At 71.1% G+C, this 26,552-nt stretch carries 21 protein-coding genes; 12 read left to right on the top strand and 9 right to left on the bottom strand.

The window, feature by feature from the left end; all coding sequences use genetic code 11:
* Positions 1–21: 21 nt before the first annotated feature.
* From GP2_RS10835 to GP2_RS10865, 7 genes are all read right to left on the bottom strand, one after another.
* Positions 22–912, bottom strand: a complete 891-nt coding sequence (locus tag GP2_RS10835; protein ID WP_006900552.1) for a hypothetical protein — start codon at positions 910–912, stop codon at positions 22–24.
* Positions 909–1,982 carry a hemolysin family protein gene (locus tag GP2_RS10840; protein ID WP_006900553.1) on the bottom strand — a complete coding sequence of 358 codons (1,074 nt, stop codon included), beginning with the start codon at positions 1,980–1,982 and terminating at the stop codon, positions 909–911. Before GP2_RS10840 ends, GP2_RS10835 begins: the two co-directional genes overlap by 4 nt.
* Positions 1,975–3,381 carry a hemolysin family protein gene (locus tag GP2_RS10845; RefSeq protein ID WP_006900554.1) on the bottom strand — a complete coding sequence of 469 codons (1,407 nt, stop codon included), beginning with the start codon at positions 3,379–3,381 and terminating at the stop codon, positions 1,975–1,977. The genes GP2_RS10840 and GP2_RS10845 overlap by 8 nt, the downstream gene beginning before the upstream one ends.
* 1 nt (position 3,382) lies before the next feature.
* A complete protein-coding gene (guaB1, locus tag GP2_RS10850; protein WP_006900555.1) occupies positions 3,383–4,816 on the bottom strand; it encodes a GMP reductase in 1,434 nt (477 codons plus the stop codon).
* An 18-nt stretch (positions 4,817–4,834) separates the two neighbouring features.
* Entirely contained in the window at positions 4,835–6,292 is a 1,458-nt protein-coding gene (gnd, locus tag GP2_RS10855) for an NADP-dependent phosphogluconate dehydrogenase (RefSeq protein WP_006900556.1), read from the bottom strand.
* Positions 6,293–6,397: 105 nt separating this feature from the next.
* Complete coding sequence (locus tag GP2_RS10860) at positions 6,398–7,348, bottom strand: M56 family metallopeptidase (protein WP_006900557.1); 951 nt, start codon at positions 7,346–7,348, stop codon at positions 6,398–6,400.
* 43 nt (positions 7,349–7,391) lie between these two features.
* Positions 7,392–7,790 carry a BlaI/MecI/CopY family transcriptional regulator gene (locus GP2_RS10865; protein ID WP_006900558.1) on the bottom strand — a complete coding sequence of 133 codons (399 nt, stop codon included), beginning with the start codon at positions 7,788–7,790 and terminating at the stop codon, positions 7,392–7,394.
* Positions 7,791–8,148: 358 nt separating this feature from the next.
* On the opposite strand from GP2_RS10865, the gene GP2_RS10870 reads away from it, so the two are divergent.
* From GP2_RS10870 to GP2_RS10905, 8 genes are all read left to right on the top strand, one after another.
* On the top strand, positions 8,149–8,571 hold the full coding sequence (locus tag GP2_RS10870) for a PaaI family thioesterase (RefSeq protein WP_040526797.1): 423 nt from the start codon (positions 8,149–8,151) through the stop codon (positions 8,569–8,571).
* Between the two features lie 7 nt (positions 8,572–8,578).
* On the top strand, positions 8,579–9,805 hold the full coding sequence (locus GP2_RS10875) for a DUF6986 family protein (RefSeq protein WP_006900560.1): 1,227 nt from the start codon (positions 8,579–8,581) through the stop codon (positions 9,803–9,805).
* 138 nt (positions 9,806–9,943) lie between these two features.
* The gene (locus tag GP2_RS10880) at positions 9,944–10,246 is read left to right on the top strand and encodes an urease subunit gamma (RefSeq protein WP_006900561.1); all 303 of its coding nucleotides are present in this window, start codon (positions 9,944–9,946) and stop codon (positions 10,244–10,246) included.
* A 44-nt stretch (positions 10,247–10,290) separates the two neighbouring features.
* A complete protein-coding gene (locus GP2_RS10885; RefSeq protein ID WP_040526798.1) occupies positions 10,291–10,665 on the top strand; it encodes an urease subunit beta in 375 nt (124 codons plus the stop codon).
* Positions 10,665–12,383: an urease subunit alpha gene (locus tag GP2_RS10890; protein WP_006900563.1), complete on the top strand. Its 1,719-nt coding sequence runs from the start codon at positions 10,665–10,667 to the stop codon at positions 12,381–12,383. The genes GP2_RS10885 and GP2_RS10890 overlap by 1 nt, the downstream gene beginning before the upstream one ends.
* On the top strand, positions 12,383–13,072 hold the full coding sequence (locus tag GP2_RS10895) for an urease accessory protein UreF (RefSeq protein ID WP_006900564.1): 690 nt from the start codon (positions 12,383–12,385) through the stop codon (positions 13,070–13,072). The genes GP2_RS10890 and GP2_RS10895 overlap by 1 nt, the downstream gene beginning before the upstream one ends.
* Positions 13,073–13,153: 81 nt before the next feature.
* Positions 13,154–13,828 carry an urease accessory protein UreG gene (gene ureG, locus GP2_RS10900; RefSeq protein WP_006900565.1) on the top strand — a complete coding sequence of 225 codons (675 nt, stop codon included), beginning with the start codon at positions 13,154–13,156 and terminating at the stop codon, positions 13,826–13,828.
* A gap of 13 nt (positions 13,829–13,841) precedes the next feature.
* Positions 13,842–14,567: an urease accessory protein UreD gene (locus GP2_RS10905; protein ID WP_006900566.1), complete on the top strand. Its 726-nt coding sequence runs from the start codon at positions 13,842–13,844 to the stop codon at positions 14,565–14,567.
* Positions 14,568–14,611: 44 nt separating this feature from the next.
* Here the strand turns inward: GP2_RS10905 and GP2_RS10910 are convergent, their stop codons facing one another.
* Both GP2_RS10910 and GP2_RS10915 read right to left on the bottom strand, forming a co-directional pair.
* A complete protein-coding gene (locus GP2_RS10910; protein WP_006900567.1) occupies positions 14,612–16,135 on the bottom strand; it encodes an NAD(P)/FAD-dependent oxidoreductase in 1,524 nt (507 codons plus the stop codon).
* Between the two features lie 230 nt (positions 16,136–16,365).
* Positions 16,366–16,998, bottom strand: coding sequence for a GNAT family N-acetyltransferase (locus tag GP2_RS10915; RefSeq protein ID WP_006900568.1), 633 nt, complete (start codon positions 16,996–16,998; stop codon positions 16,366–16,368).
* Positions 16,999–17,160: 162 nt separating this feature from the next.
* Between GP2_RS10915 and GP2_RS10920 the strand changes: the two genes are divergently transcribed.
* Genes GP2_RS10920 through recD form a run of 4 tightly spaced genes read left to right on the top strand, consistent with a single transcriptional unit; the run spans position 17,161 to position 26,545 of the window.
* Positions 17,161–17,622 carry an acyl-CoA thioesterase gene (locus GP2_RS10920; protein WP_006900569.1) on the top strand — a complete coding sequence of 154 codons (462 nt, stop codon included), beginning with the start codon at positions 17,161–17,163 and terminating at the stop codon, positions 17,620–17,622.
* A gap of 15 nt (positions 17,623–17,637) precedes the next feature.
* Positions 17,638–21,051 carry an exodeoxyribonuclease V subunit gamma gene (recC, locus tag GP2_RS10925; protein ID WP_006900570.1) on the top strand — a complete coding sequence of 1,138 codons (3,414 nt, stop codon included), beginning with the start codon at positions 17,638–17,640 and terminating at the stop codon, positions 21,049–21,051.
* Positions 21,048–24,494 (top strand): UvrD-helicase domain-containing protein, encoded by a 3,447-nt coding sequence (locus tag GP2_RS10930; protein WP_006900571.1) that lies wholly within the window; start codon positions 21,048–21,050, stop codon positions 24,492–24,494. Before recC ends, GP2_RS10930 begins: the two co-directional genes overlap by 4 nt.
* A complete protein-coding gene (gene recD, locus GP2_RS10935; RefSeq protein WP_006900572.1) occupies positions 24,491–26,545 on the top strand; it encodes an exodeoxyribonuclease V subunit alpha in 2,055 nt (684 codons plus the stop codon). The genes GP2_RS10930 and recD overlap by 4 nt, the downstream gene beginning before the upstream one ends.
* The last annotated feature ends 7 nt before the right edge of the window (positions 26,546–26,552 follow it).

Below are 26,552 nucleotides of genomic sequence, written 5' to 3' on the forward strand. Positions count from 1 at the left end.
TGAACCGTACAGGCGTCCTGTTTAGGCGCGGCGCGCGATCTCGGCCAGGTGCGCGCACCTCTCCAACACCTGCGCGCGGAGTTCTGTTCCGGCCTCCGCGATGGCCGATTGCCGCCGCACGTATTCGGCTCGCCCCGCCGGGGTCTCGATGGCGACGGGCTCGTAGCCGAGGTCGCGGAGGTCGTAGGGACTCGCCCGCATGTCGAGGTCGCGGGCGCGGAGCGCGAGCTCGAAGCAGTCGACGGTCAGCTCGGCCGGAAGCAGCGGTGCGAGACCGAAGCAGTGGCGGTACAGATCCATCGTTGCGTGCAGGCACCCGGGCTGCTCGTGGTCGATCTGGGTGTCGCGGGTGAGCTGGTTCTCGTTGAGCGGACGCGCCGGCCCGGTGAAGAAGCGGAAGGCGTCGAAGTGGGTGCAGCGCAGCGGCATCTGTTCGACGACGCGGTCGGTCCCCTCCCGTCCGAGCCGCAGCGGGATGTCGTGTCGGGTCTCGTCGGTGCGGTAGACCATCGCCCATTCGTGCAGCCCGAAGCAGCCCAGCCGCGCCGGGCGCGAGGCCGTCGCCCGCAGCAGCGCGATGGTCGACTCGATGGAGTCGAGCCGGCGCCGGAGGTAAACCGCGCCGACCCGTACGCCGCCGTCGGCGGACTCGTAGCCGCGGAGCTGCAGGTACTCGGCGGCGTCGGCGAGCGTCACCCCGTAACCCGGATGCCACCGCAGCACATGGGAGGGCCGCGACGAGTAGTAGGTGAACAGGAAGTCGATGACCGGGTGCTTGAGTCCGCGACGACGCGCGGCGAGGTACGGGCCGATCAGGGCGTCGACGCGGCGGCGGTGGGCGTCGCGGCGCGCACGCCACTGCTCTCCGGTCAGCAGGGTCGGCGATTCGAGTCGAACGGTCACTGTGGTCACACCCGGTGGGTCTCGTCGCGGACGTTGCCGACGAACTCCTCCACGAGGTCGGCCAGCGCGACGATGCCGATCGTACGACCGGTCTCGTCGACCACGGCGCCCAGGTGCGAACTCGTCCGCCGCAGGATGGTCGTCGCCTCGTCGAGCGGGGTGGTCGAGGCGATCACCGGCAGCGGCCGGATCTTGTCCACGCCGATGATGGTGTCCGGTCCGATGTGCTCGTCGAGGATCTCGTCGAGCACGTCCTTCAGGTGGAGATACCCGGTGAAGGTGCCGTCGGTCCCACGGACGGGGAACCGCGAGAACCCGGTCTCGCTCACCGCCTTCTCGACGGCGCCCAGCGTCGGACCGATGCCGCCGGTCGCCGACACCTGGACCTTGACGCTGCGCATCGCCTCGAGCGGGATCATCACCTCGGTGACCTTGCGGCCGACCGACTGCAGGGCGCGCGTCAGGCGCTCGTGCTCCTCGGCGTCGATGAGTCCCTCCTGCTTGGACTCGCCGAGCATCTGCGCGAGTTCGCCCAGCGACACGGTCGACTCGAGTTCGTCCTTGGGCTCGACCCGCATCAGGCGCAGCCCGATGTTGGCGATCCAGTTGTAGAACGCGATCAGCGGCCGCACCAGCTTGATGAACACCAGGTGCGCCGGCACCAGCAGCATCGCGGCGGCCTCCGGCCCGGCGAGGGCGATGTTCTTCGGGACCATCTCGCCGAGCAGGATATGGAGCACGACGACCAGCGACAACGCGATCGCGAACGAGATCGGGTGCAGCAGGGCGTGGGGCACGTGCAGCAGGTCGAGCGGCTTCTCGATCAGGTGCGCGACGGCCGGCTCGCCGACGCGGCCGAGCAGGATCGAGCAGATCGTGATGCCCAGTTGCGCGCCGGCCAGCATCAGCGACAGGTGCTCGCCCGCGTGGATGACGGTGCGGGCACGCTTCTTGCCGCTGTCGGCGAGCGCCTCGAGACGATCGCGCCGCGCGGAGATGAGCGAGAACTCCGCGCCGACGAAGAAGGCGTTGCCCGCGAGGAGCACGACGGCGAGCAGGACCGCCCACAGGTCACCCATCGAGGGCCTCCGGCTGTCGGGGGGCGTCGGCGGGCGCCGGGCGCAGGGCGACCACGTCCACCCGGCGGCCGTCCATGTGGGTCACCGTCGCGCGCCACGTGACCTCGGGTCCGGTGTCGGGGGTCTCCGGCGAGTCGTCGTCGCCCTCGCTGACCGGGGAGCGGTGCGGCAGGTCGACCACGTCGTTCACCTCCGGGATGCGCCCGAGGCAGTACATGACGAGCCCGCCGAGGGTGTCGTACGGCCCGTCCGGGGCGTGGTAGCCGGTGGCGTCGTAGAGCTCGTCGATCCGCAGCAGCCCCGAGCACATGTAGCCGTTGCCGTCGACGGCCACGTCGGCCCGCTCGTAGTCGTGTTCGTCGGTGACGTCGCCGAGGATCTCCTCGATGAGGTCCTCGGTGGTGACGATCCCCGCGGTCCCGCCGTACTCGTCGATGACCACGCACAGTTCCATGCCGTCGGCGCGGATCCGCTCCATGAGCGCGTCGCCGTCCAGGCTGGCCGGGACCCGGGGCACGGCCCGGGCGATCGAGGTGACCGGCGTCGTCGCCTGCAGTTCGGGCGGGATCATGAACGCCTGCTTGATGTGCACGACGCCCACGAGGTCGTCGAGGTCGCCGTCGACGACCACCGGGAACCGTGAGTGGCCGGTGCGCGACGAGGCGATGACCAGATCGCGGACGGTGTCGGCGCGATCGAGGGTGTCGATGGTGACGCGCGGGGTCATCAGATCCTCGGCGGTGAGCTCGCCGAAGCGCAGGGAACGGTCGACCAGGGTCGCCGTCTGCTCGTCCATCGCGCCCCGCCGGGCCGAGTTGCGCACCAGCGAGACCAGCTCCTGGGGCGAACGGGCGGAGGCGAGCTCGTCGGTCGGCTCGATGCCGAACCGCCGCACGATCCAGTTGGCGGTGCCGTTGAGTCCGTTGATCGCCCAGCGGAACACGGCCGAGAAGACCGTCATCGGGCCGGCGGTGGCCCGGGCGACGGCGAGGGCCTTGGCGATGGCGAGGTTCTTGGGTATCAGCTCGCCGAGCACCATCGACAACGACGTCGCGATGATGAGCGCGAGCGCCAGCGACGTCCCCGAGGCCACCGATTCGCTGACGCCGAGCGCGGTCATCGGCGGCTTGATGATCCGGGCCAGCACGGGTTCGGCGATGTAACCGGTGATCAGGGTGGTGATGGTGATGCCGAGCTGGGCACCGGAGAGCTGGAACGACAGTGTCGAGTGCGCCCGCTGGACCAGGCGGGACCGGCGGTCCCCGCGCGCGGCGACGTCGGCGGCGATCGTCGAGCGCTCCAGCGCGGTCAGGGAGAACTCGGCCGCCACGAACAGCGCCGTGCCGAGGGTCAGTGCGACGAAGCCGACGAGGCCGGCGACGAGAAGGAAGACCTCCACGTCACCACCCGCCCGGCAGGGGACGCCCTTCGGCGAAGCCGGCGGACGATTGGACGCCGAGAACCACCCGGTCGTGCAGTTCCCTGAGGTTGCGGTCGCCCGTGTAGGTCGCGGTGCTGCGCACGCCGGAGCAGATGTGGTCGATGAGGTCCTCCACACCGGGGCGGTCGGGATCGATGCGGATGCGCGAACTCGAGATCCCTTCCTCGAACAGGGCCTTGCGGGCCCGGTCATAGGCGCTGTCGCCGCTCGACCGGGCGGCCACCGCGCGCTTGGACGCCATCCCGAAACTCACCTTGTAGGGGCCGTTCTCGTCCTCGAGCAGGTCGCCGGGCGACTCGTGCGTGCCGGCGAACCACGACCCGATCATGACGTTCGACGCACCGGCCGCGAGGGCCAGTGCGACGTCGCGGGGATGCCGCACACCGCCGTCGGCCCAGACCGAGGCCCCGTGACCTGCTGCCACGGCGGCACATTCGGCGACCGCGGAGAACTGCGGACGCCCGACGCCGGTCATCATGCGGGTCGTGCACATGGCGCCCGGCCCGACGCCGACCTTCACGATGGACGCCCCGGCCGCGATCAGGTCGAGTGTGCCCTCCGCCGACACCACGTTGCCGGCCGCGATCGGAACGCCGAGATCGGCGTCGGCGACCGCCCTCAGCACGGAGAGCATCTTCTCCTGGTGCCCGTGGGCGGTGTCGATGACCAGCAGGTCTGCCCCGGCGCCCACGAGCGCGCGGGCCTTGCCCACGACGTCGCCGTTGATGCCGACGGCGGCGGCGATGCGGAGCCGGCCCGTCGCGTCGACGTTGGGTCGGTAGATGGCGTGGCGCAGTGCTCCGCGACGGGTGAGGACGCCGGCCAGTCGGCCGTCGTCGTCGACGAGGATGGCCAGCCCGAGATGGAGGTCGCCCAGCGCGTCGAACACCTCGCGCGGCGGGGTGGCGACCGGCAGGGTGACGATGTCGGGGTCGAGGACCTCCCGGACCCGGGCGAACCGGTCGATGTCGCGGCAGCGTCGCTCGGTGACGACCCCGACGGGCCTGCCGTCCTCCACCACCACAGCCAGGCCGTGAGCCCGTTTGGGGATGAGGGCGACCGCATCGGTCACCGAGTCCGACGGGCTCAGGGTCACCGGGGTGTCGGCGACGAGGTGGCGCGACTTCACGTAGGCGATCGATGCCGCGGCGGCCTCGATGGGCAGGTCCTGTGGCAGGACCACGAGGCCGCCGCGGCGTGCGACCGTCTCGGCCATGCGCTTGCCCGCGACCGCGGTCATGTTCGCGACGACGATCGGGATGGTGCATCCCGTGCCGTCCGCGGTCGACAGGTCGACGTCGAAGCGCGAGGTGACATCGGACCTACCCGGGACGATGAACACATCGTCGTAGGTCAGATCGTGGGTCGGCCGATGGCCTTCGATGAATCGCACCGGTTGCTCGCAGGCTCCTTATTCGGCGACCTCGGAGCGGTCGCCGCTCCACAGTGTGTGGAAGGTGCCCTCCTTGTCGACGCGCTGGTAGGTGTGGGCGCCGAAGTAGTCGCGCAGGCCCTGGGTGAGGGCGGCGGGCAGGCGCTCGGCGCGCAGGGCGTCGTAGTAGGACAGCGAGGAGGCGAAGGCGGGCACCGGGATGCCGAGCAGGGTGGCGGTGGAGACCACGCGCCGCCAGCTGTCGATGCCGGCCTCGACCGCGTCGCGGAAGTAGGGGGCCAGTAGCAGGCTGGGCAGTGCGGGGTCGTCGGCGTAGGCCTCGCGGATGCGGTTGAGGAACTGCGCGCGGATGATGCAGCCGCCGCGCCAGATGGTGGCGAGCGCGCCGCGGTCGACGTCCCAGCCGTACTCGGCGCTGCCGGCGGCGATCTGGTCGAAGCCCTGGGCGTAGGCGACGACCTTCGAGGCGTACAGCGCGGCCTTGATGTCCTCGATGAACCGGGCCTTGTCGGCGGGGGCCTCGCCGAGCGCGCCGGCCTTCAGCCCGCGGGCGGCGAGGCGCTGGTCGGTGGAGCTGGACAGAGCGCGTGCGAAGACGGCCTCGGCGATGCCGGTGGTGGGGATGCCCAGATCCAGCGCGGACTTCACGGTCCAGCGGCCGGTGCCCTTCTGGCCGGCGGCGTCGACGATGACGTCGACGAGCGGCTTGCCGGTCTCGGCGTCGACCTGGCTGAGGACCTCGGCGGTGATCTCGATCAGGTAGCTCTCGAGTTCGGTGGTGTTCCACTCGCGGAAGACGTCGGCGATCTCGGCGACCGGCAGGTCGAGTGCCTTGCGCATCAGGTCGTAGGCCTCGCCGATGAGCTGCATGTCGGCGTACTCGATGCCGTTGTGGACCATCTTGACGAAGTGGCCGCTGCCGTCGGGGCCGATGTGCGTGCAGCACGGTTCGCCGTCGACCTGCGCGGCGATCGACTCGAGCATCGGACCGAGCGACTCGTACGACTCGGCTGGGCCGCCGGGCATGATCGCGGGGCCGTTGAGGGCGCCCTCTTCGCCGCCGGAGATGCCGGCTCCGACGAAGTTGAGTCCGCGGGCCGACATGGCGGCCTCGCGTCGGATGGTGTCGGTGTAGAGGGAGTTGCCGCCGTCGATGATGATGTCGCCGGGTTCCATCGCATCGGCGAGTTCCTCGATGACCGCGTCGGTCGGGGCGCCGGCCTTGACCATGATCAGCACGCGGCGGGGACGTTCGAGGGCGGCGACGAACTCGGCGATCGTCTCGGTGCGGATGAAGTTCCCCTCGTCGCCGTGGTTGGCGATCAGGGCGTCGGTCTTGGCGATGCTGCGGTTGTGCAGCGCGACGGTGTACCCGTGACGCGCGAAGTTACGCGCGATGTTGGAACCCATGACGGCCAGACCGGTGACACCGATCTGCGCTTTTCCGGACGATGACGAAGCCTCGACGTTGTTCATGCGGACAGCCTATTGCCTGACGGCCCGATCACGCGATCGGCTCTCCCGATGTACTTGTCCGACGGGCGATCACCCTGTGGACGGGGGTCGGGTGCGGCTCGCGCGTCAGAAGGCCGACATGAGGCGGTTGAGCTCGGTGAGCCAGGGGATCGCGACGGCCAGCGTCGGCACGACGAGGATGGCCGCGGCCGCGGTGTAGGCGGTCGCCGCGATGCACCGGGCCGGGCGGTTGTCGCGCAGGCGGTGGACCCGGGTGAGGGTGGTGGGGCCGCCGACCGCCATCGCCCCGCGCGGGGCCACCGCGTCGGCGCAGGCGACGAGCGCACGGCCGAGCGTGGTGGGTGTGGTCTTGCGGACGGCCTGGTCGTCGGCGAGTGCCTCGACGAGCAGCTCCGCGGCGCCGAGCGCCGACTGCGAGCGCACGAAACGAGGGAAGGCCTCGTGCAGCGCGATGAAGGCCTCGAGGACGAGATCGTGTCGAGCGCGCAGGTGGGCCCGTTCGTGGGCGAGCACCGCGACGAGTTCGTCACGGGTGAGCCGGTGTACGACGCCCTCGCTGACGACGACCCGCTGCCGGAGTCCGGGGAGGCAGTAGGCGAGGGGCTGCTCGACGTCGATCATCCGGACGTCGCGGGCATAGAGCGGATCGTCGGCGTCGCTGCGGTCGCAGCGGTCGAGGATGTCGATGAGCTGGCGATGGGCCTTGCGGCGGGCGCGGGTGCGCAGTCCCACGCGGATCGTGGTGTAGAAGAGGCGGGCGCCGATCAGCAGCGTGAGCACGAAGACCGCGACACACGTGAGCCACAGCGGCAGGCCGAGGCGGTCGATCTCGCGCAGCGGATTGGCCGAGGGTGTGCCGTCGGGGCCGATGACGAGGAGATTGGACGCGATCGCCAGGCCGCAACTGAATGCCGAGAGGACCGCGGCGAGTGCGATGGCCTGCCACAGCGTCATCGCCGCGCGTGGGGCTCGGATCGGCCACTTGGCCCGGGACAAGGCCTCGGGTACGGGTCCGGCGAGCACCAGGCTGACGATGCCGAAGAGCAGGGCGGTCATCCGGTGTCTTCCTCAGGGTCGGCTGCGGGGGCGTGCGGAGAATCTATCCCTTTTCGCGAGTTCCTCGTGCTGCTTCGAGTTCATCCAGTGCGTGGCGGAGTGCGGCGGCCTCGTCTGCGCCGACGCGGCCGACGAAGGAGACCAGCGCGGCGTGACGCGATCCGGGCGCATCGGCCTCGCTGAGGGCGTCGACCATCAGGCTTGCCACCAGATCCTCACGCGGGTGGGTGGGGACGTATTTGTGGGCGCGGTCGTCGCGGATCTGGGTGACCAGATTCTTCTTGGCGAGACGCTGCAGGACGGTCATCACCGTGGTGTACGCGAGGGAGCGATCGCGCGACAGCGTTTCGTGCACCTGTCGCACGGTCTGCGGTTCCGCGCTCGCCCACAGCGTGTCCATGACCGCGCGTTCGAGGTCGCCGAGCCCATTCATCTTTCGCATTGTACTGCCGTGCCTTCCTCTGTCTGTCCGCCGGCCCGTCGCGCTCCACCTCGTTGTGGTTCGGCACGGGTGGCCACGCCTCTCGCGTGGCGTCTTCCCGCGCCCTTGACACGTTGGTAAGGCTAGCCTACATTAATTGTCGTCGGACCGCGCGAGTGTCCTGAGGGCTGCAGAGACCCCCGGTCCACATCACGGAAGGCCCCGCATCTCCCCGAGGTGCGGGGCCTTCCGGTTCGTTCGTGTGCGGTGTCAACGACGCGCGCGGCGTCTGTGTTCCCGCGCGCGCCGACTGTGTTCCCGGGGTGGGGTTCCCGGGGTGGGATCGCGAACCGCGGGCGCTCATGCGAATGTTGACGCCATGACAGCGAACAGTGTGGATGACATCCTCCGGGGTTCGGCCGGAAAGGGACTCGACGGCGTTCTCGGCCTCGAGGTCGTCGAGGCGGGGCCCGATCGGATCGTCGCGACCATGGAGATCACCGAGAAGCACCACCAGCCGTTCGGCATCGTCCACGGCGGCGTGTACTGCGCGGTCGGGGAGAGCGTCGCGAGCATGAGTGGATTCCTCTGGCTGCACGAGACGGGCATCGGCGGTCACGCGGTCGGCGTCAACAACAACACCGACTTCCTGCGCTCGGTCTCCTCCGGCACGATCACCGCGACCTCCACGCCGATCCACCGTGGTCGTCGCCAGCAGCTGTGGGCGGTCGACATGGTCGACGAGAGTGGCCGGCTGGTCGCCAAGACCCAGGTCCGCCTCCAGAACCTCGAGGGCGAGTGAGGGGTCGGTGAACCCCGAGACCACGTCACGGATCGAGGAGATCCTCGGCGCGGTCGACGCCGACCTCGCCGCGGGGTTCCCGGGTGACCGGGCCGAACCGCAGCCGGTGCACACCGTCTACGTCAGCGCCGCCGACGTCGAGGTCGACACGCCGGCGCAGTGGGGCCGGCGAGCCCTGGAACTCGCCGCCGACGTACGTCCGGTGCTGGCCGACCTCGCCGGCGAGGAGGCGCTCGCGGTCGCGCTGAGCAGGTTGCGGACCAACCCGATCGAGGACCTGCGCATCGATCTCGAGGACGGCTACGGCCGGCGCGACGACGCCGTCGAGGATCGTCACGCCCGTCACGCCGGCGAGGTGCTCGCGGCGTGGACGTCGATGCGTCCGGCCGCCCCGCGCATGGCCGGGGTCCGGGCCAAGGGCCTCGGCGCCGGCGAACGCCGCCGAGGCCTGCGCACCCTCGAGCTGGTCCTCGACGCGGCCGGCGGCGTGCCGGACGGATTCGTCTTCACCGTCCCGAAGCTGCGCGACGCCCGGCAGGTCGACGCGGTCAACCTCATCTGCGCCGAGTTCGAACGCGTCCACGGTCTCGACGAGGGCGCTCTCGGCTACGAACTGCAGGTCGAGATCCCGCAGGCGGTGCTCGGCGCCGACGGCCGGGCGACCGTGGCCGAGGCGATCCATCGTGGCCGGCCGCGGGTGCGCGCACTGCACTACGGAACCTACGACTACAGCGCGGCGTGCGGCATCGTCTCGGCGCAACAGTCGCTTGCGCATCCGGTCGCCGACCACGCGAAGGCCGTCATGCAGGCCGCGGCCGCCCAGACCGGGGTCTGGGTAAGCGACGGCTCGACACAGGTCGTGCCCGTCGGGCCGCGCGACGCCGTCGAGGCCGCGGTCCGGCGCCACCACGGCCTGGTCGTGCGATCCCTCGAGCGGGGGTTCTATCAGGGCTGGGACATGCATCCGGGCCATCTCGTCACGCGCTGGCTCGCGGTCGCCGGGTTCTACCGGTCGGCGATGCCCGTCGCGGCCCGGCGCCTGCAGGCGTATGCCGAGCGCACCGGCTCGGACGTGATGGACGAACCGGCCACCGCGATGTCGCTCGCTCTGGTCATCCGGCGCGGGGTCCACGCCGGGGCGTTCACCCACGACGAGGTCGCCGCGATCGCGCCGCTCGTCACCGCGGCGTGGCTCGACGAGTTGCGGTCGGCCGGCGGGAGCCTCGGGGACTGACCTCGGTCTTCGCCCCTGCGCTCGTCGTCGCCGCGCCGATGACGCCGGTGCGTGGCAGGATGTCGGCTTGTCACCGAAAGACCCGTCACCGACACCAGATACGACCCACGGTCGGCGAACTGCTGAGGAGTGAACCCGGTGCGACTGTCGCCGCATGAACAGGAACGGCTGTTGATCTCCTACGCGGCCGAACTCGCTCGACGACGACAGGCCCGCGGGCTCAAGCTGAATCACCCCGAGGCGGTGGCGATCATCACCGACCACGTGCTCGAGGGCGCGCGCGACGGTCGTTCGGTGGCCGAGCTCATGGCCTCCGGCCGTGAGGTGCTCCGCCGCGAGGACGTCATGGACGGGGTGCCCGAGATGTTGCACGACGTGCAGGTCGAGGCGACCTTCCCGGACGGCACCAAGCTGGTGACCGTCCACGACCCGATCTCGTAGTACCGCACCACCCGAAGCCGCTGACGCAACCGAGAAAGGCCGAGATGTCGGGAACGCCAACCACATCGACGAGGTCGTCCGTGGTCCCCGGCGAGATCATCGCCGCCGGGGGCACGATCGAGCTGAACGCCGGCGCCGAGGTCGTCGAGGTGACCGTGGTCAACTCCGGCGACCGGCCCGTGCAGGTGGGCAGCCACGTCCACTTCCCCCAGGCCAACGCGGCGCTCGAGTTCGATCGCGCACTCGCGCGCGGGCGGCGTCTGGACATCCCCGCGGGGACCGCGGTGCGGTTCGAGCCGGGGATCGAGATGACCGTCGCGCTCGTCCCGCTGGGCGGATCCCGTGAGGTGCACGGGATCTCGCTGGACCCGCCGGGCGCGCTCGGCCCGGTGGCCGACGCTGCCGACGGGAGGCCGTGATGGCGATCCTGGGACGCGACCGGTACGCGCAGCTCTTCGGCCCGACGACCGGCGACCTCATCCGCCTCGCCGACACCGACCTGCTCATCGAGATCACCGACGACCTCTCGGGCGGACCGGGGCGCGCCGGGGACGAGGCCGTCTTCGGCGGCGGCAAGGTGATCCGCGAATCCATGGGGCAGAGCCGCGCGACCCGCGCCGACGGCGCCCCCGACACCGTCATCACCGGTGTCGTCGTGCTCGACCACTGGGGAATCGTCAAGGCCGACCTCGGGATTCGCGACGGACGCATCGTCGCGCTCGGCAAGGCCGGCAACCCCGACACCATGGACGGCGTCCACCCGGACCTTGTCATCGGGCCGACCACCGAGATCATCGCCGGCAACGGCAAGATCGTCACCGCCGGCGCCATCGACTGCCACGTCCACTTCATCTGCCCGCAGATCCTCGACGAGGCGCTCGGCAACGGCGTCACCACGCTGATCGGCGGCGGCACCGGACCGGCCGAGGGCAGCAAGGCCACGACCGTGACCCCGGGCGCCTGGCATCTCGCGTCGATCCTCGCCGCGACCGATCACTGGCCGATGAACATCGCGCTGCTCGGCAAGGGCAACACCGTCAGCGCGGAGGCGATGCACGAGCAGATCCGCGCCGGCGCATCCGGATTCAAACTCCACGAGGACTGGGGGAGCACCCCGGCGGCGATCGACGCGTGCCTGCGGGTCGCCGACGAGACCGGCGTCCAGGTGGCCCTGCACTCCGACACGCTCAACGAGGCGGGCTTCGTCGAGTCGACCCTCGGCGCCATCGGCGGCCGGAGCATCCACGCGTACCACACCGAGGGGGCCGGCGGCGGGCACGCGCCCGACATCATCACCGTGGCCGCGTACCCGAATGTGCTTCCCTCGTCGACCAATCCGACGCGTCCGCACACCGTCAACACCCTCGACGAGCACCTCGACATGCTCATGGTGTGCCACCACCTCAACCCGACGGTCCCCGAGGACCTCGCCTTCGCGGAGAGCCGCATCCGGCCGTCGACGATCGCCGCGGAGGACCTGCTGCACGACCTGGGCGCGATCTCGATGATCGGGTCGGACTCGCAGGCCATGGGCCGCATCGGCGAGGTCGTGCTCCGGACCTGGCAGACCGCCCACGTCATGAAACGCAAGCGCGGCTCGCTGCCGGGCGACGGGCGGGCCGACAACAACCGCGCCCGGCGCTATGTCGCGAAGTACACGATCTGCCCCGCGGTCGCGCACGGATTCGACGACGAGATCGGCTCGGTGGAGGTTGGCAAGCTGGCCGACCTCGTGGTGTGGGACCCCGCGTTCTTCGGCGTCCGTCCCGACCTCGTCATCAAGGGCGGGGCGATCGCCTGGGCGGCGATGGGTGACGCGAACGCATCCATCCCCACGCCGCAGCCGATCCTGCCGCGGCCGATGTTCGGCTCCGCGCCGAAACTCGCGTCCGCGACGTCGGTCGGCTTCGTCGCGCCCGGCGCCGATCCGGACCTCGCCGGGCGGATCGGCGTCGACCGCCGGCTCGTCCCGGTCAAGTACACGCGGAAGGTCGGCAAGGCCGACATGGTGAACAACGACGCCTGCCCGACCATCGAGGTCGATCCGGACACGTTCACGGTCACGGTCGACGGCGAGGTCTGGGACGCCGAGCCGGTCGCCGAACTGCCCATGGCACAGAGATACTTCCTGTTCTGATGTCGGACCGACCGGAACCCGCCGGCCCGGCGCCGGGGACGCAGTCGCCCGCGCACGCCCCGCTGGCGATGATGCTGTCGCTGGCCGACTCCCGGCTGCCGGTGGGCGGTCACGTCCACTCGGGCGGCGTCGAGCAGGCCATCGCCGACGGATTCATCCGCACCGCAGACGAGCTCGCAGGCTTCCTCTACCGCCGGGTCACCACCAGCGGTCTGGTGACGGGGTCGATCGCGGCCGCCGTGGCCGACGGCAGGCTCGACGTCGCCGCTGCGCAACGGGAGACCGATGCCCGCACCCCGTCGGCGGCGGCGCGCAAGGCCTCGCTGGCGCAGGGGAGGGGGATGGTCCGCCTCGCCCGGAGGATGTTCCCCGACCACGACTGGTCGGCGCACCGCCCGGCGACGCACCTGCCGGTGATCAGCGGGTCGATCGGCGCCGCGTCGTCGTTGTCGGGCTTCCATACCGCGCTGGTCCTCGTCTACACGACGATGAGCGGCTCGGCGACCGCGGGGCAGCGACTGCTCGCGCTCGACCCGGCCGATGTGGCGATCATGATCGCCGAGCTCGGCGCCGAGTGCGAACGCGTCGCGGCACAGGCCGCGGTCGGGCTCGCCGACCTGTCCGATCCGATTCTCGACGTCTTCGCCGAACGCCACGAGCGGCAACCGATGCCGTTGTTCATGTCCTGAGCGCGCCGACGCTCGGATGCAGTCCCCACCGACCGGACGCCAAACCCACCGAGAGCACAGCCCCACCGAGAGGAGTCACCGATGCCCCCGCATCTCATCGACGGGCAGCCGCACGCCCATGACCACGACCGGCCCCGCCGCAAGCGTGCACCGGGCGAGCCGCTGCGGATCGGCGTCGGCGGCCCCGTCGGCTCCGGCAAGACCGCGCTCGTCGCCGCCCTCTGCCGCCAGTTGCGCGACGAGCTGTCGGTCGCGGTCCTGACCAACGACATCTACACCACCGAGGACGCGGACTTCCTGCGCCGCAACGCGGTCCTGCCCGACGAGCGGATCACCGCGGTGCAGACCGGCGGCTGCCCGCACACCGCGATCCGCGACGACATCACCGCCAACCTCGACGCCATCGACGACCTCATCGAGGCGAATCCGCCCCTGGACCTGATCCTCGTCGAGTCCGGCGGCGACAACCTCACCGCGACGTTCTCGACCGGCCTCATCGACGTGCAGATCTTCGTCATCGACGTCGCGGGCGGGGACAAGGTGCCGCGCAAGGGCGGCCCGGGCGTGACCTTCTCGGATCTGCTGGTGATCAACAAGACCGATCTCGCCGAGCGCGTGGGCGCCGACCTGGACGTCATGCGCCGCGATGCCGAGAACGTGCGCGAGGGCCGGCCGACCGCGATGATCTCGCTGACCGAGGATCCGGCCGCCACCGACGTGCTGGCGTGGGTGCGTGAACAGCTCGCGGCACCGTGACGGCCGGATAGCGGTGGACACCCTCGTCGAGATCGTCGCGACCGCCGGCCGCGGGGTGCGGCACAGGGCGACAGGCGGTCTCGCCGTCCGGGTGACCGCGCCCGGCCACGCGCAACTGATCGGAACCGCGGCCACGCCGCTCGGCGGCGACGAGATCGTCGTGCGGGTCACCGTCGAACCCGGCGCATATCTCCACCTCGGTAGCGTGGCGGCCGCCATCGCACTGCCGGCACACGATCGCGCCGACTCGCGTGCGCGGTGGGAGATCACGGTCGGGGCCGGCGGGCGGCTGCGCGTCGACCCGCAACCGACGATCGTCGCCGGCGGTGCGTTCCACACCTCGGACATCGTCGTCGACCTCGATCCCGCGGCCACTCTGGACCTTCACGAACACGTGCAGATCGGCCGCGCGTCGAGCAGCGGCGATCCCGACCGGAACCGGCGGGACCGTGCCGGCCGGTGGACGGGCGGTCTGCGCGTCGAGGTCGGGGGAGAGCTACTGCTGGCGCATCGCGTGGCGCTCGGCGACCGGACGCCGGCGGCGACCGCCGGACACCGGGCCATGAGCAGTGTCTTCCGCCACCCCGACGACCGTCCCGAGGACGTCCACCCGACGGCCTTCGCCGCCCGGCTGCGTCTGGCGGGCGCGGCGACCCTGACGAGTGCCCTCGGCACGTCGGTTGCGGGTACCCGGCGCCTCGCCGACTCACTCGACGCCGCAGCCCTGGTCCCCCACTGAGGGCCCAGGGCTGCGGTCGAGAATCTACGGCGTCGGTCGTGCCGTCAACTGGCCTCGGGCTCCTTCTCCTTGGACTTGTCGCCCTCCGTCGGCACCGATCCGGTCGCGGGGGTCTCGTCCGATGACACCGTCCCCGGGTCGGTTGCGGCGGCCGCCCCGGACTTCGCCCGCTTTCTTGCCGCCTCCTCGATCTCGGCGTTCTGCTTCTCCAGCGCCGACATCGCGGTGCGCGCGTAGACCTGCTGCTCGGTCACCGCGAGCTGCGAGCGTCCGCGGGTGGTGAACGCGAAGAACCAGTTGATCAGCGTGTTCAGGCGGTTGCGGAAGCCGACCAGGTACACGAGGTGCAGGGCGAGCCAGCCGAGCCACGCGAAGTAGCCCTCGGTCTCGAACTTCTTCTTGGTGCCCGGGATCGGGACCTGCATCACCGCGGAGTACCGCGAGATGGTCGCCATCGAGCCCTTGTCGAAGTAGCTGAACGGCTTGCGCTGGTCCGGCGTCTGGCCCTTCATCGACGCCTTGATCGCGTCCGCGGCGTAGCGGCCGCCCTGGATCGCGCCCTGCGCGACGCCGGGCACACCGTCGACCGCCATCATGTCGCCGACCACGAAGACCTCCGGGTGGCCCGGGATCGTCAGGTCGGGCAGGACCTTCACGCGGCCGGCCCGGTCGAGTTCGGCGCCGGACTGGTCGGAGAGCAGCTTGCCGAGCGGGCTGGCCTGGACGCCTGCCGACCAGACCTTGCACTGGGACTCGATCCGGCGGGTGGTGCCGTCCTTTTCCTTGACCACGAGACCGTCGTAGTCGACGTCGACGACCATCGCGTTGAGCTGGATCTCCACGCCCAACTTCTCCAGGCGGGCCGCGGCCTTCTGCCCGAGCTTCGGGCCGAACGGCGGCAGCACCGACGGTGCGGCGTCGAGGAGGATGACCCGGGCCTCGGTCGGGTCGATGTTGCGGAAGGCGCCCTTGAGTGTCTTGTCGCTCATCTCCGCAATCTGGCCGGCGAGCTCCACACCGGTCGGGCCCGCGCCGACGACGACGAACGTCAGCAGCTTGGCGCGCTCGGCCGGGTCGTGGGACAGCTCGGCCTGCTCGAAGGCGCCGAGGATGCGGCCGCGGAGCTCGAGGGCGTGGTCGATGGTCTTCATTCCGGGGGCGTACTCGGCGAAGTGGTCGTTGCCGAAGTACGACTGGTCGGCGCCGGCGGCCACGATCAGGTCGTCGTACGGGGTGACCGTGATGCGCTCGAGGAAGCGCGAGGTGACGGTCCTGGCCTCGAGGTCGATGTCGAACACGTTGCCGAGGAGCACCTGGGTGTTCTTCTGCTTGCGCAGCACCACGCGGGTGGCCGGCGCGATCTCACCCTCGGCGACGATGCCGGTCGCGACCTGGTAGAGCATCGGCTGGAAGAGATGGTGGGTGGTCTTGGCGATCAGCGTCACGTCGACGTCTGCCTTGGCAAGACGCTGGGCGGCGAACAATCCGCCGAAGCCGGAGCCGATGATGACCACTTTGCGGCGGTCCTTGCCCGCAAGTGCGGGGGCCTGGGCGGCGGGGCTGCTCATCTCCAGACATCTCCTTCTCGCTCGATTGGGGACGGTTCGGCGTCGGTCCCGAGTGGGTTCGGCCTCAGCGGATCAGACCGTCACGGTCTCACCGTATCGGCGTGCGAGCCGACGAGAACCGTACATGCCCACAACGGTAGTCAATGACTCCGAGTACGGCGCGGCCAGTGTGGTGTTATCCGGCACATCGAGCGGGCGGACGACGGACCGATCGGGCAGTGCCGAGCCTCTCACGCGCTGCGATGCCGCGTCGATGACCAGCGCAGAGAACGCCGGCGCCATTCGGTCTGCAGGATCTCGTACTCGACCTCGTACCGATCGGGGTCGTAGGGAGCGGTGCGCGGGTCGACTGCGTGCCCGGGCGCGTCGGGGGTGCCGAACAGGTCGGAGTCGTCGCACAGGTGGATGCCGGTCAGGCTCATCCCGATCTTTTCCATCACGCGCCGTGACGGGATGTTGCTCGCGAGCGTGCTCGCGAACACCCGCTCGGTCCCGAGGTGGTCGAAGGCGAAGGCGATGAGAGCGAGAGCCGCCTCGGTGCCGAGGCCACGTCCCCACACCGTACGGCGCAGCCGGTAGCTGAGTTCGAGTTCGGTGCGGCTGCTGTGTCGCGGCGTCCGCAGCGACGCCCAACCGAGGAATGCGCCGGTGGCCGGGTCGCACAGCGCCCACGTGCCCGTCCCGTACCGGCGTCGTTCGGCCTCGGCGCGGGGGAGCACCCACTCCTCGATGACCGCGCGCGGCGTCGGCACGCCACCGCTGACATAGCGCATGACCTCCGGATCGCTGTCGAGATGCACCAGGTCGTCGATGTCGGACGCGGACACCGGGCGCAACCGTGCCCGCGCCGTGTCGATGTTCACACCTGGCCCCTCACTGCGGTCGCTCGCGTCGGCGTCGTCCGCATCGCGGCGACGCGCCCGGTTCTCGCCGGTGGTCTTCCGGTCCCCGGTCGCGAGTCTACGGTCTCGACCTGCGGCGGACCGCGCTTCGGCGCGTGCGTGTCACGCCGATAAGGTTGGTCCGTGGCATCAGAATCCGCGGCAGCCGACTACTCCCTCGAGATCCCCATCCACCTGCGGTGGGGCGACATGGACATCAACAACCACATCAACAACGTGCAGATCGCGCGACTCTTCGAAGAGGCGCGAGTGCGCTCGTTCCACACGTGGATCGCCGACGCGCCCCGCAACTTCTCGTTCCTGGTGGTCCGTCAGGACATCGAGTTCCACGCCCCGGTCCACTACTCGACACACCCGGTGACGGTGACGTCGTGCGTCGGCCGGGTCGGGAACTCGTCGTTCACCATGGCACTGCGACTCTTCGACAAGGAAGGGGTCCACTGCGCGTCCGCGGAGACGACCATGGTGGTCGTCGACCCGGTGGCCGGTCGTCCCGCCCCGATCCAGAGTCCCCTGCGCGAGGTCCTCACCAACAGTCTCGGCCGGCCGGTGGAGTTCGGCGGCCGGCGGGGCTTCGCGGGCTGACACCGAGCGGTCCGCATGCTGATCCTGCACCGGGCGGAACGGACCGACACCCTCGCCGACGCCCTGGCCGAGGTCCTGTCGACGCCGCTGCGTGACCCGATGCGGACCGAGATCGTCTCGGTCCCCGCAGCGGGGGTCGAACGCTGGATCGCCCAGCATCTCGCGTGCCGCCTCGGCGCCGGCCGCCTCGGCGCCGACGGCATCGCCGCGAACATCGACTTCACCGGCCCGGGCCGACTCGCCGACGCGATCGCCGACGCCGTGCTCCACGGCCGGCGTCTCGACACCGGCACCCCGGTGTCGGCGGAGAACCCGTGGCGTGCCGCGGAACTCACCTGGCCGGTGCTGCGGGTGCTCGACGAGCGGGTCGCCGACCCGGCGCTGACCGTGATCGCCCGGCACCTCGGCTTCGGCGAGGAGGACTCCCCGAACGCCGGGCGGCGTTACGCCACGGCCCGGTTCATCGCCGAGTTGTTCGAGCGGTACGGCCGTTCGCGCCCGTCGATGATCGCCGACTGGGCGGCCGGGCGCGACCTGGACGGGGCAGGTGCCGCGTTGCGCGAGGACCTCGCCTGGCAGGCGGACTTCTGGCGCGCCGTGCGCGCCGAGATCGGCCGGCCGCATCCGGCGGAACGGCTCGACGAGGTGTGTGAACGCCTGCGCGCCGACCCGGAGGCGGCCGATCTTCCCGAACGCCTGTCGGTGTTCGGCCCCACGCGGATCACCGAGTCGTTCCGCAGGATCATCGCCGCGGTCGCCGCACATCACGACGTGCATCTGTTCGTGCCGCACCCGAGCCCGCGGCTGTGGGCGGACCTGCGCGCGCTCGACGCGGCCCCGGCCGGGCCGGGCGTGCCGCCGCGGCGTCGTGACCGGCCGGCCCCGGAGCCGGACAACCCGCTGCTGGCCGCACTCTCGCGTGACGTGCAGGAGCTGCAGCTGCGACTCGACGGGATCGTCGACACCGACCTCCACCACGAGCCGGTGGACCCGCCGCGGTCCGACACCCTCCTCGGGGCGTTGCAGGCCGGTATCCGCGACGGCACCGCCGGCCGTCCGCCCGAACCGGTCGCCGACGACGGCTCGGTCGAGGTCCACGCCTGCCATGGCCCCGAACGCCAGGTCGAGGTGCTGCGCGACCGGCTGCTGCACCTGTTCGACGCCGATCCGACGCTCGAACCCCGCGACGTGCTCGTCATGTGCCCGGACGTCGAGACATTCGCACCGCTGATCCGGGGCGCGTTCGGCCAGACGGGATTGCCCCATCCCGCCTTCAAGCTGCGGGTCCGCCTCGCCGACCGCGGACTGCGGCACGTCAACCCGATCGTCGACACGATCGTCGAGATCGTCGAACTCGCGGCCGGACGCGTCACCGCGGGCGACGTCCTCGACCTGCTCTCCGCGCCGCCCGTGCGTGCCCGGTTCGGCTTCACCGACGACGATCTCGAACTGGTGCGGGAGTGGCTGGCCAACAGCAACGTCCGATGGGGTCTGGGCACCGCCGAACGGGCCCGCTTCGGGCTCGAACGCTTCCGGCAGGGCACTTTCGACGCCGGCCTCGACCGGATCGCCCTCGGGGTCGTTGCCGAGGAGACCGACGACGAATGGCTCGGCACCGCACTGCCCCTCGCGGGCGTCGAGAGCACGGGTATCGACCTGGTCGGACGCCTCGACGAGTTCCTGGACCGGCTCGGTCGCACCCTCGCCGCGCTCGGCGCACCGGCTCCCGCGCAGCACTGGTCGCGGACCCTGGTCGAGGCGGTGGACTCCCTGACCGCCACCGCGCCCACCGAGGACTGGCAGCGCGCGCAGGCGATCCGCATGCTCGAGGAGGCCTTCGGGGCCGCCGAGGAGACACTGCGCCTCGCCGACGTGCGGGACCTGCTGTCGGCGCTCGTCGCCGGACGCCCCACCCGGTCGAACTTCCGTACCGGCGAGCTGACGGTGTGCACGATGGTGCCGATGCGGTCGGTGCCCCATCGGGTCATCGTGCTGCTCGGCATCGACGCCGAGGTCTTCCCGCGTGTGCAACGCATCGACGGCGACGACATCCTCGGCGTCGATCCGCTCGTGGGCGAACGCAATCCGCGCGACGAGGACCGCCAGTGCTTCCTCGACGCGATCGGCGCCGCCCGCGACGCGCTGCTCGTCTTCTACAGCGGCGCCGATCCGGTGTCGGGCCGGCCGATCCCGCCGGCCGTGGTCGTCAGCGAACTCGTCGACACGCTCACCGCGCTCACCGGCGATTCCTCGATCGTGCGCCGGCACACCCTCCACGGCTTCGACGCCCGGAACTTCGTCGACGGCGGTGTGCCCGGCATCCCCGGTCCCTTCAGCCACGACGCCTCCCTGCTCGACGGTGCCAAGGCGCTGCGCGGACCGGTCGAGCCGATCGTGCCCGCGGCCCGGCAGGAGCTACCCGAACCCGCGACCGCACCCGACGACGCCGACATCGACCTGTCGACCCTCGTGGACTTCCACGTCGATCCGATCGCGGCCTTCGTCCGGCAGCGACTCGGCGCACGCATCCCGGACGACGAGACCCCCCACGACGACCAGCTCGACGTCGAACTCGAGCCCCTCGACAAGTGGGGGATCGGCGACCGCTTCCTCACCCGCATGCTGTCGGGGGTCTCGCTCGCCGACTGCGAGGCCGCGGAGCTGCGCCGGGGCACGTTGCCGCCCTTCGCCTTCGGCACCCGCGAACTGCAGGCCATCTCGTCGGCGGTGACGCGTCTGCACGGTGTCGTGGCGCCGCTGCGTCCGGGAACGCCGCAGACGCTCGACGTCCTCGTCACCCTGCCCGACGGCCGTCGCGTCCACGGAACCGTCGGCGACGTGTTCACCGGTGACGACGGCCGTGCCCGGATCGTGCGGGCGACCTACTCCCGGCTCAAGGCCAAGCAGCAACTGACACTGTGGATCACGCTGCTGGCGGTCGCGGCCGCGGGCGACCAGGGGAACAGCTCGGCCCAGCGGGTCGGCGCCGGGGTCTTCGTCGGCCGGGCGCCGCGGCGAGGCGGGACCGCGACGGTCACGCTGCGTCGGCCCGACGATGCGCTGTCGCTGTTGTTCGACGTGGTGCGACTCCGCGACGAGGGGCTGCGCCGCCCGCTCCCGCTGCCGCTCGATCCCGCGCTCGCGTTCGCCGACAACGACGGTCCGGGCCGCCGCGCCCAGTGGGCCCTCACCAGTGCGCGCCGTACGTTCGAGGATCGGTTCGGCCCGGGGACGAGTCCCTACGTCCGGTTCGCCTTCGGCGGCGACGTGCTCGCGGAGGTCGGCTTCGACGAGATCCTCGCCGTCACGCCACCGGGTGGCCGGTCCCTCGCCGGCGTGGATCTCGCGCTCTCCGACGGCGACTCGCTGTTCGCCGGGCTGGCGCGCACCATCTGGGCCCTGGTCGGGGCGCATCGGGAGGCGACATGAGACAGCCCGAACCCTTCGACATCACCGCGGACCTGCCCGAACACACCACCGTGCTCGAGGCGTCGGCCGGCACCGGCAAGACGTACGCGATCGTCGGTCTCGCCGCGCGTCACCTCGCCGAGGGGGTGCCGATCTCCCAGATGCTGCTGGTGACCTTCAGCCGTGCGGCGACCGCCGAGTTGCGCGAGCGCATGCGTTCGCGGGTGCGTGAGCTCGTCGGTGCCCTCGCCGACCCCGCCGACGCACTCACCACGGCGGAGCGGACCGGCGATCTCCTGCTGCGGCAACTGGCCGACGGCCCCTCGGATGCTGTGGCGACCCGCCGGCGCAACCTGTCCCGAGCGCTGAGTGACTTCGACGCGTCGACCATCGCGACCACCCACACCTTCTGCAACCGGATGCTCGAGGCGCTCGGCTTCCTCGGCGAGCGCGAGTTCGTGTACTCCATCGTCGAGGAGGTCGACGACCTGACCGAAGAGGTCGCGCTCGATCTCTACCTGCGCGGCTTCTGGGCCAGCGAGACACCGGAGTTCAGCTTCTCCGACGCCCGGGACATCGCGCGCGACGCGGTCCGCCAGGCGTCGGTCGAGCTCGCGCCTACCGAGGCCGAACTCGCCGAGGATCCCGTCGCCGCGCGGCGCGTCAAATTCGCCCGCGCGGTGCGTCGGCATGTCGAGGACCGCAAGCGCGACGCCCGGGTCCGCACCTACGACGACCTCCAGGCGATCCTGCGACGCATCGTCACCGACGACGTGGTCGGGGAGCAGGCTTGCCGGCGCATCCGCGACGCCTTCTCGGTGGTGCTGGTCGACGAGTTCCAGGACACCGACCCGTTGCAGTGGGACATCCTGCGCCGCTGTTTCCACGGACACCGCCGCATGATCCTCGTCGGCGACCCCAAGCAGTCCATCTACGGCTTCCGCGGCGCCGAGGTGCTCAGCTATCTGGCGGCGGTGTCGTCGGCGGACACGCTCAAGGCCCTCGACGTGAACCGGCGATCCGACGGAGCCCTGGTCGATGCCCTCGGACAGATCTACGGCGACGCGACCCTCGGCCACCCGGACATCGTGGCGCGCCCCGTGCGCGCCGCCGTCGAGGGCAGCCGGCTCGAGGCCGGTTGCCCGCCGTTGCGGATACGTGCCTTCCTCCGCGGGGATTTCACCTCGCTGAACTCCTACAACCTGCCCTCGGTCGGCGACGTCCGGTCCCGCGTCATCGCCGACGTCGCCGACGACATCGCGGCCACGCTCGCACGGGGCACCACGATCGACGACGACGGCGTGACCCGCCCCGTCGATCCCGGCGACATCGCGGTGCTCGTCCGCCTCAACAGCACCATCGAGCCGCTGCAGCGCGAACTCGCCGCGCGGGGCGTCAACTCGGTCATCGGGTCCGGCGTGAACGTGTTCACCACGACCGCCGCCCGGCACTGGCTGTGGGTGCTGCGGGCGATGGAGCAGCCCTCGCGTCCCGACCGCGTGCGGCTCGCCGCCATGACCGCGCTCTTCGGGTGGTCGGCCGAACGGGTCGCCACCGCCTCCGAGTCCCAGGTCGCCGAACTCGCGACCGAGCTCGCCTCGCTGGCAAGGGTTTTCGCCGAGGGTGGCTTCGCGGCCATGGCGCAGCGCCTCTTCGACGGCCATCGCGTCGCGGCCCGGGTGCTGGGAGTGGAGAAGGGCGAGCGCACCCTCACCGACCTCATCCAGGTGTCGGCGCTGTGCAACAAGCACGTCGCGGAGACCGGCGAGGGCCTCAGCGCGGTCGTCGAATGGCTGACCGAACGCGTCGACGACACGTCGTCGCGGCAGCGCCACGAGGACCAGAGCCGGCGGCTGGACCGGGACACGCAGGCCGTGCAGATCATGACGGTGCACGCCAGCAAGGGGTTGCAGTTCCCGATCGTGTACGTGCCGTTCGGCTGGGACGGCACCTGGATCGGCGATCGCGGCAACCTGACCTACCACGACGAGAAGGGCATCCGTCGTCTCGACGTGGGCGGCAAGGGCGCGCCGGGGCGTCAGGACCGTCGGCGCCGCTATGCCGGCGAGGTCGCCGGTGAGGACCTGCGCCTGCTGTATGTCGCGCTGACCCGGGCGCAGTCGCAGGTGGTGGCCTGGTGGGCGCCCTCGGCCAACACCCCGACCGGGCCTCTGCACCGGCTGGTCTTCGGCCGCGAGGAGGCACGTCGGCAGCCCGGCATGACGGGGGAGTGGACGGTCGCCCCCGAGGTGGCGATCCCCGAATCCGACGGCGACTGCGTCGCCGTGCTGCGGTCGCTGACCGACCGCGACCCGGCGATCTCCGTCGAGCCCGCGGGCCGTCACGGTCCGGACGTCGTGGCACCTCCCACGAGTTCCGAGGTCGCCGACGATCACCTCAGGGCCGCGGGTTTCGAGCGTCGCATCGACCAGGACTGGCGGCGGACGTCGTACTCGGCACTGACCGCCGACGTCGCACACGGTGCGCACGGGGCGCCGGGCGGCCCCGCCCGCACCGTCATCGCCACGGGCAGCGAACCCGACGACGAGGCGGCGACGATCCTCGACGACGAGCCGGTGACGCTGCCGGAAGACGCGCTCGCCGACGCCGGAACAGATTCCGGCGCAACGCGTCCGGGAATGCCGTCGCCGATGAACGGCATGCCGTTCGGAGCGGCGTTCGGCACCCTCGTGCACGAGGTGCTCGAGTATGTCGACACCTCGGCACCCGACATCGTCGAGCACGTCCGCGAGTTGTGCGCGCGTGCCCTCGGCGGACTCGCCGGCGACATCGACCCGGAGCGACTCGTCACCGCACTGGTCGGCGTGCTCACGACGCCGCTCGGCTTCGGCGACCTCTGGAGCATCGCCCCGTCGGACCGACTCGCCGAACTCGACTTCGAACTCCCGCTCGGACCCGGTGTCGGCCCGGCGGGCGGGCGCATCGGCACCACGCTGGGACATCTCGCGGATCTGATGGAAATGCACCTGCCGGAACAGGATCCGCTGCGACCCTACGCCGGTCATCTCCGCGACATCCCGGGACGGCGGCTGCGCGGATTCCTCACCGGCAGCATCGACTCGGTCCTGCGCGTCCCCGACGGCCGCTATGTGATCGTCGACTACAAGACCAACCGCATCCGGCCCGGTGACCTCGTCGTCGAGGACTTCGACGCCGAGGCGATGGCCGGGGAGATGATCGTCGCCCACTACCCGCTGCAAGCGATGCTGTATTCGGTTGCGCTGCACCGGTATCTGCGGTGGCGGGTGCCGGACTACGATCCCGCACGCCACCTCGGCCCGGTCCAGTATCACTTCGTGCGCGGCATGGCCGGCCCGGAGACCCCGCCGGGATGCGGCGTCTTCCAGTGGGACCTGCCGCCCGCGCTCGTCGTGGATCTGTCGGACGCGCTGGCCGGTGAGGACGCGAGCAGCGCGGGGGCCTCGGGAAGGGGACGCGGATGAGCATCTTCGACGTCCAACTCGTCGACACCGCGACCGGGCTCCTCGCGGAGCTGAACTCCGCGGGCGTCCTCGCCGCCGCCGACATCCGCATCACCGACCGGCTGACCCGGATGTGCGGCGAGCCGGTGTCGGAGTATGCGCGACTGGGCGCGGCGCTCGCCGTGCGGGCGGTTCGCCTGGGCTCGACATGTCTCGCGCTCGACCGCGTCGGCGAGCTGGTGCCCCCCGACGGAGTCGGGTCGAACAGCACAGACGGAGGCGGATCGAACAACACAGACGGAGTCGGATCGAACAGCACAGACGGAGTCGGATCGAACAGCACAGACGGAGTCGGATCGAACAGCACAGACGGAGTCGGATGGAACAACACAGGCGGAGTCGGATCGGACAACACCGCGGAGCGCGTAGCAGGCGCCGGGCCCGCCCTCACCCTGCCGCCCGCATCGGAGATCCTCGACGCGCTGCTCACGAGCCCGCTGGTGACCGGCAGCGATGCCGGTCCGCTGCGTCCGCTGGTGGTGCGGGACTCCGCCGACGGCCCACTGGTCTACCTGCAGAAGTACTTCCGGCAGGAGCAGACCATCCGCGAGATCCTGGCGCGGCGTGCGGCCTCGGCGCCCACGGTCGACACCGAAGCGCTCGCCGAGGCGATCGCCGCGGTCTACTCCGCACCGGACGACGGCACGCTGCAGAAGCTCGCGGCCGCGGTGGCGGCGACCCGCTGGACGACGGTCCTCGCCGGCGGCCCGGGCACCGGAAAGACGTACACGGTGGCCCGCATCCTGGCCGTCCTCGACCGGCTGCAGGGCCCCGGCCTGCGGATCGGGCTGTGCGCACCCACGGGCCGGGCGGCCGCCCAGTTGCAGGCGTCTGTGGAGGCGGAGTCGACGCTGCCGGTCACCGCGCACGCCGTCACCCTGCACTCGCTGCTCGGCTGGCGTCCGGGATCGAACCCGCGGCACGGTCGCGGCCGGACCCTGCCGCACGACGTCATCGTCGTCGACGAGACGTCGATGCTGTCGATGACCGCGATGAGCCGACTCCTCGAGGCCGTGCGGCCCGACGCCCGCCTGGTCTTCGTCGGCGACCCGCATCAGCTCGCCTCGGTGGAGGCCGGGGCCGTGCTCGCCGATCTCGTCGAACGAGCCGACCTGCCCGAGCATGCCGCCGACGAGTCGCTGGCGGCACTCGTGCAGGCGTTCGCGGCGGTGGGACTCGACCCGGCGTCCGCCGCGGAAACCGCGGATCTCGCCGACGGGGACGCGGCGCGCATGGCCGACGGCGTCATCACCCTGCGGCGGCAGTTCCGGTTCGGCGGCGGCATCTCCGAGGTGGCCGCGGCCGTCAACGCGGGCGATCCGGATCGGGTCCTCGAACTGATCTCCTCGCCCGAGGTCGACGACGTCGAGTTGATCGCGCCCGACGACCTCGACGCGGTCTCCGAGGAGATCGTGGACTGGGGGAGGAGGCTTCGATCGGCAGCCCGTCGCGGCGACGCCGAGGAGGCGTTGGACGCACTCGACGCCCACCGCGTCCTGTGTGCCCACCGCGAAGGCGCCTGGGGTGTGCGGGGGTGGTCCGCGCGGATCACCGACTGGCTCGGCACCACCGAGGCCGAGCACCTCGGATGGTACGTGGGGCAACCGATCCTGGTCACCGCCAACGACCGGCAGACCTCGACCTTCAACGGCGACACGGGTGTGGTGATCGCCGACCCCGCGTCGCCGCGGTCGGATACCGGCGCGGACGCGGTCCGGGTGGCGTTCCGGCGTGGCGGCCACATCCGCCTGCTGCATCCCACCCAGCTCGCCGACGTGGTGTCGGTGCACGCGATGACGATCCACCGCAGTCAGGGCAGCCAGTTCGACCGGGTGACGGTGGTGCTCCCGCCGGCCGGGTCCGAGCTGCTCACCCGGGAGCTCCTCTACACCGCGATCACCCGCGCCAAGAGCCACGTCCGGATCGTCGGGACGCCGGAGGTCCTCGCCGCGGCGGTGGACCGCAGGGTTCAACGGGCGAGCGGACTGCGTTCCAGCCTTTCCGATCTCTGAGGCGCGG

Origin of the sequence: Gordonia paraffinivorans NBRC 108238 (assembly GCF_000344155.1) — a bacterium.
GTDB classification, from domain to species: domain Bacteria; phylum Actinomycetota; class Actinomycetes; order Mycobacteriales; family Mycobacteriaceae; genus Gordonia; species Gordonia paraffinivorans.

Excerpts from the sequence above, each read along its gene's own strand:
- GP2_RS10840 (WP_006900553.1), bottom strand. The coding sequence starts at position 1,982 with ATGGGTGACCTGTGGGCGGTCCTGCTCGCCGTCGTGCTCCTCGCGGGC.
- gnd (WP_006900556.1), bottom strand. The coding sequence starts at position 6,292 with ATGAACAACGTCGAGGCTTCGTCATCGTCCGGAAAAGCGCAGATCGGT.
- GP2_RS10860 (WP_006900557.1), bottom strand. The coding sequence starts at position 7,348 with ATGACCGCCCTGCTCTTCGGCATCGTCAGCCTGGTGCTCGCCGGACCC.
- GP2_RS10865 (WP_006900558.1), bottom strand. The coding sequence starts at position 7,790 with ATGCGAAAGATGAATGGGCTCGGCGACCTCGAACGCGCGGTCATGGAC.
- GP2_RS10870 (WP_040526797.1), top strand. The coding sequence starts at position 8,149 with ATGACAGCGAACAGTGTGGATGACATCCTCCGGGGTTCGGCCGGAAAG.
- GP2_RS10885 (WP_040526798.1), top strand. The coding sequence starts at position 10,291 with ATGTCGGGAACGCCAACCACATCGACGAGGTCGTCCGTGGTCCCCGGC.
- GP2_RS10890 (WP_006900563.1), top strand. The coding sequence starts at position 10,665 with ATGGCGATCCTGGGACGCGACCGGTACGCGCAGCTCTTCGGCCCGACG.
- GP2_RS10895 (WP_006900564.1), top strand. The coding sequence starts at position 12,383 with ATGTCGGACCGACCGGAACCCGCCGGCCCGGCGCCGGGGACGCAGTCG.
- ureG (WP_006900565.1), top strand. The coding sequence starts at position 13,154 with ATGCCCCCGCATCTCATCGACGGGCAGCCGCACGCCCATGACCACGAC.
- GP2_RS10910 (WP_006900567.1), bottom strand. The coding sequence starts at position 16,135 with ATGAGCAGCCCCGCCGCCCAGGCCCCCGCACTTGCGGGCAAGGACCGC.
- recC (WP_006900570.1), top strand. The coding sequence starts at position 17,638 with ATGCTGATCCTGCACCGGGCGGAACGGACCGACACCCTCGCCGACGCC.
- GP2_RS10930 (WP_006900571.1), top strand. The coding sequence starts at position 21,048 with ATGAGACAGCCCGAACCCTTCGACATCACCGCGGACCTGCCCGAACAC.
- recD (WP_006900572.1), top strand. The coding sequence starts at position 24,491 with ATGAGCATCTTCGACGTCCAACTCGTCGACACCGCGACCGGGCTCCTC.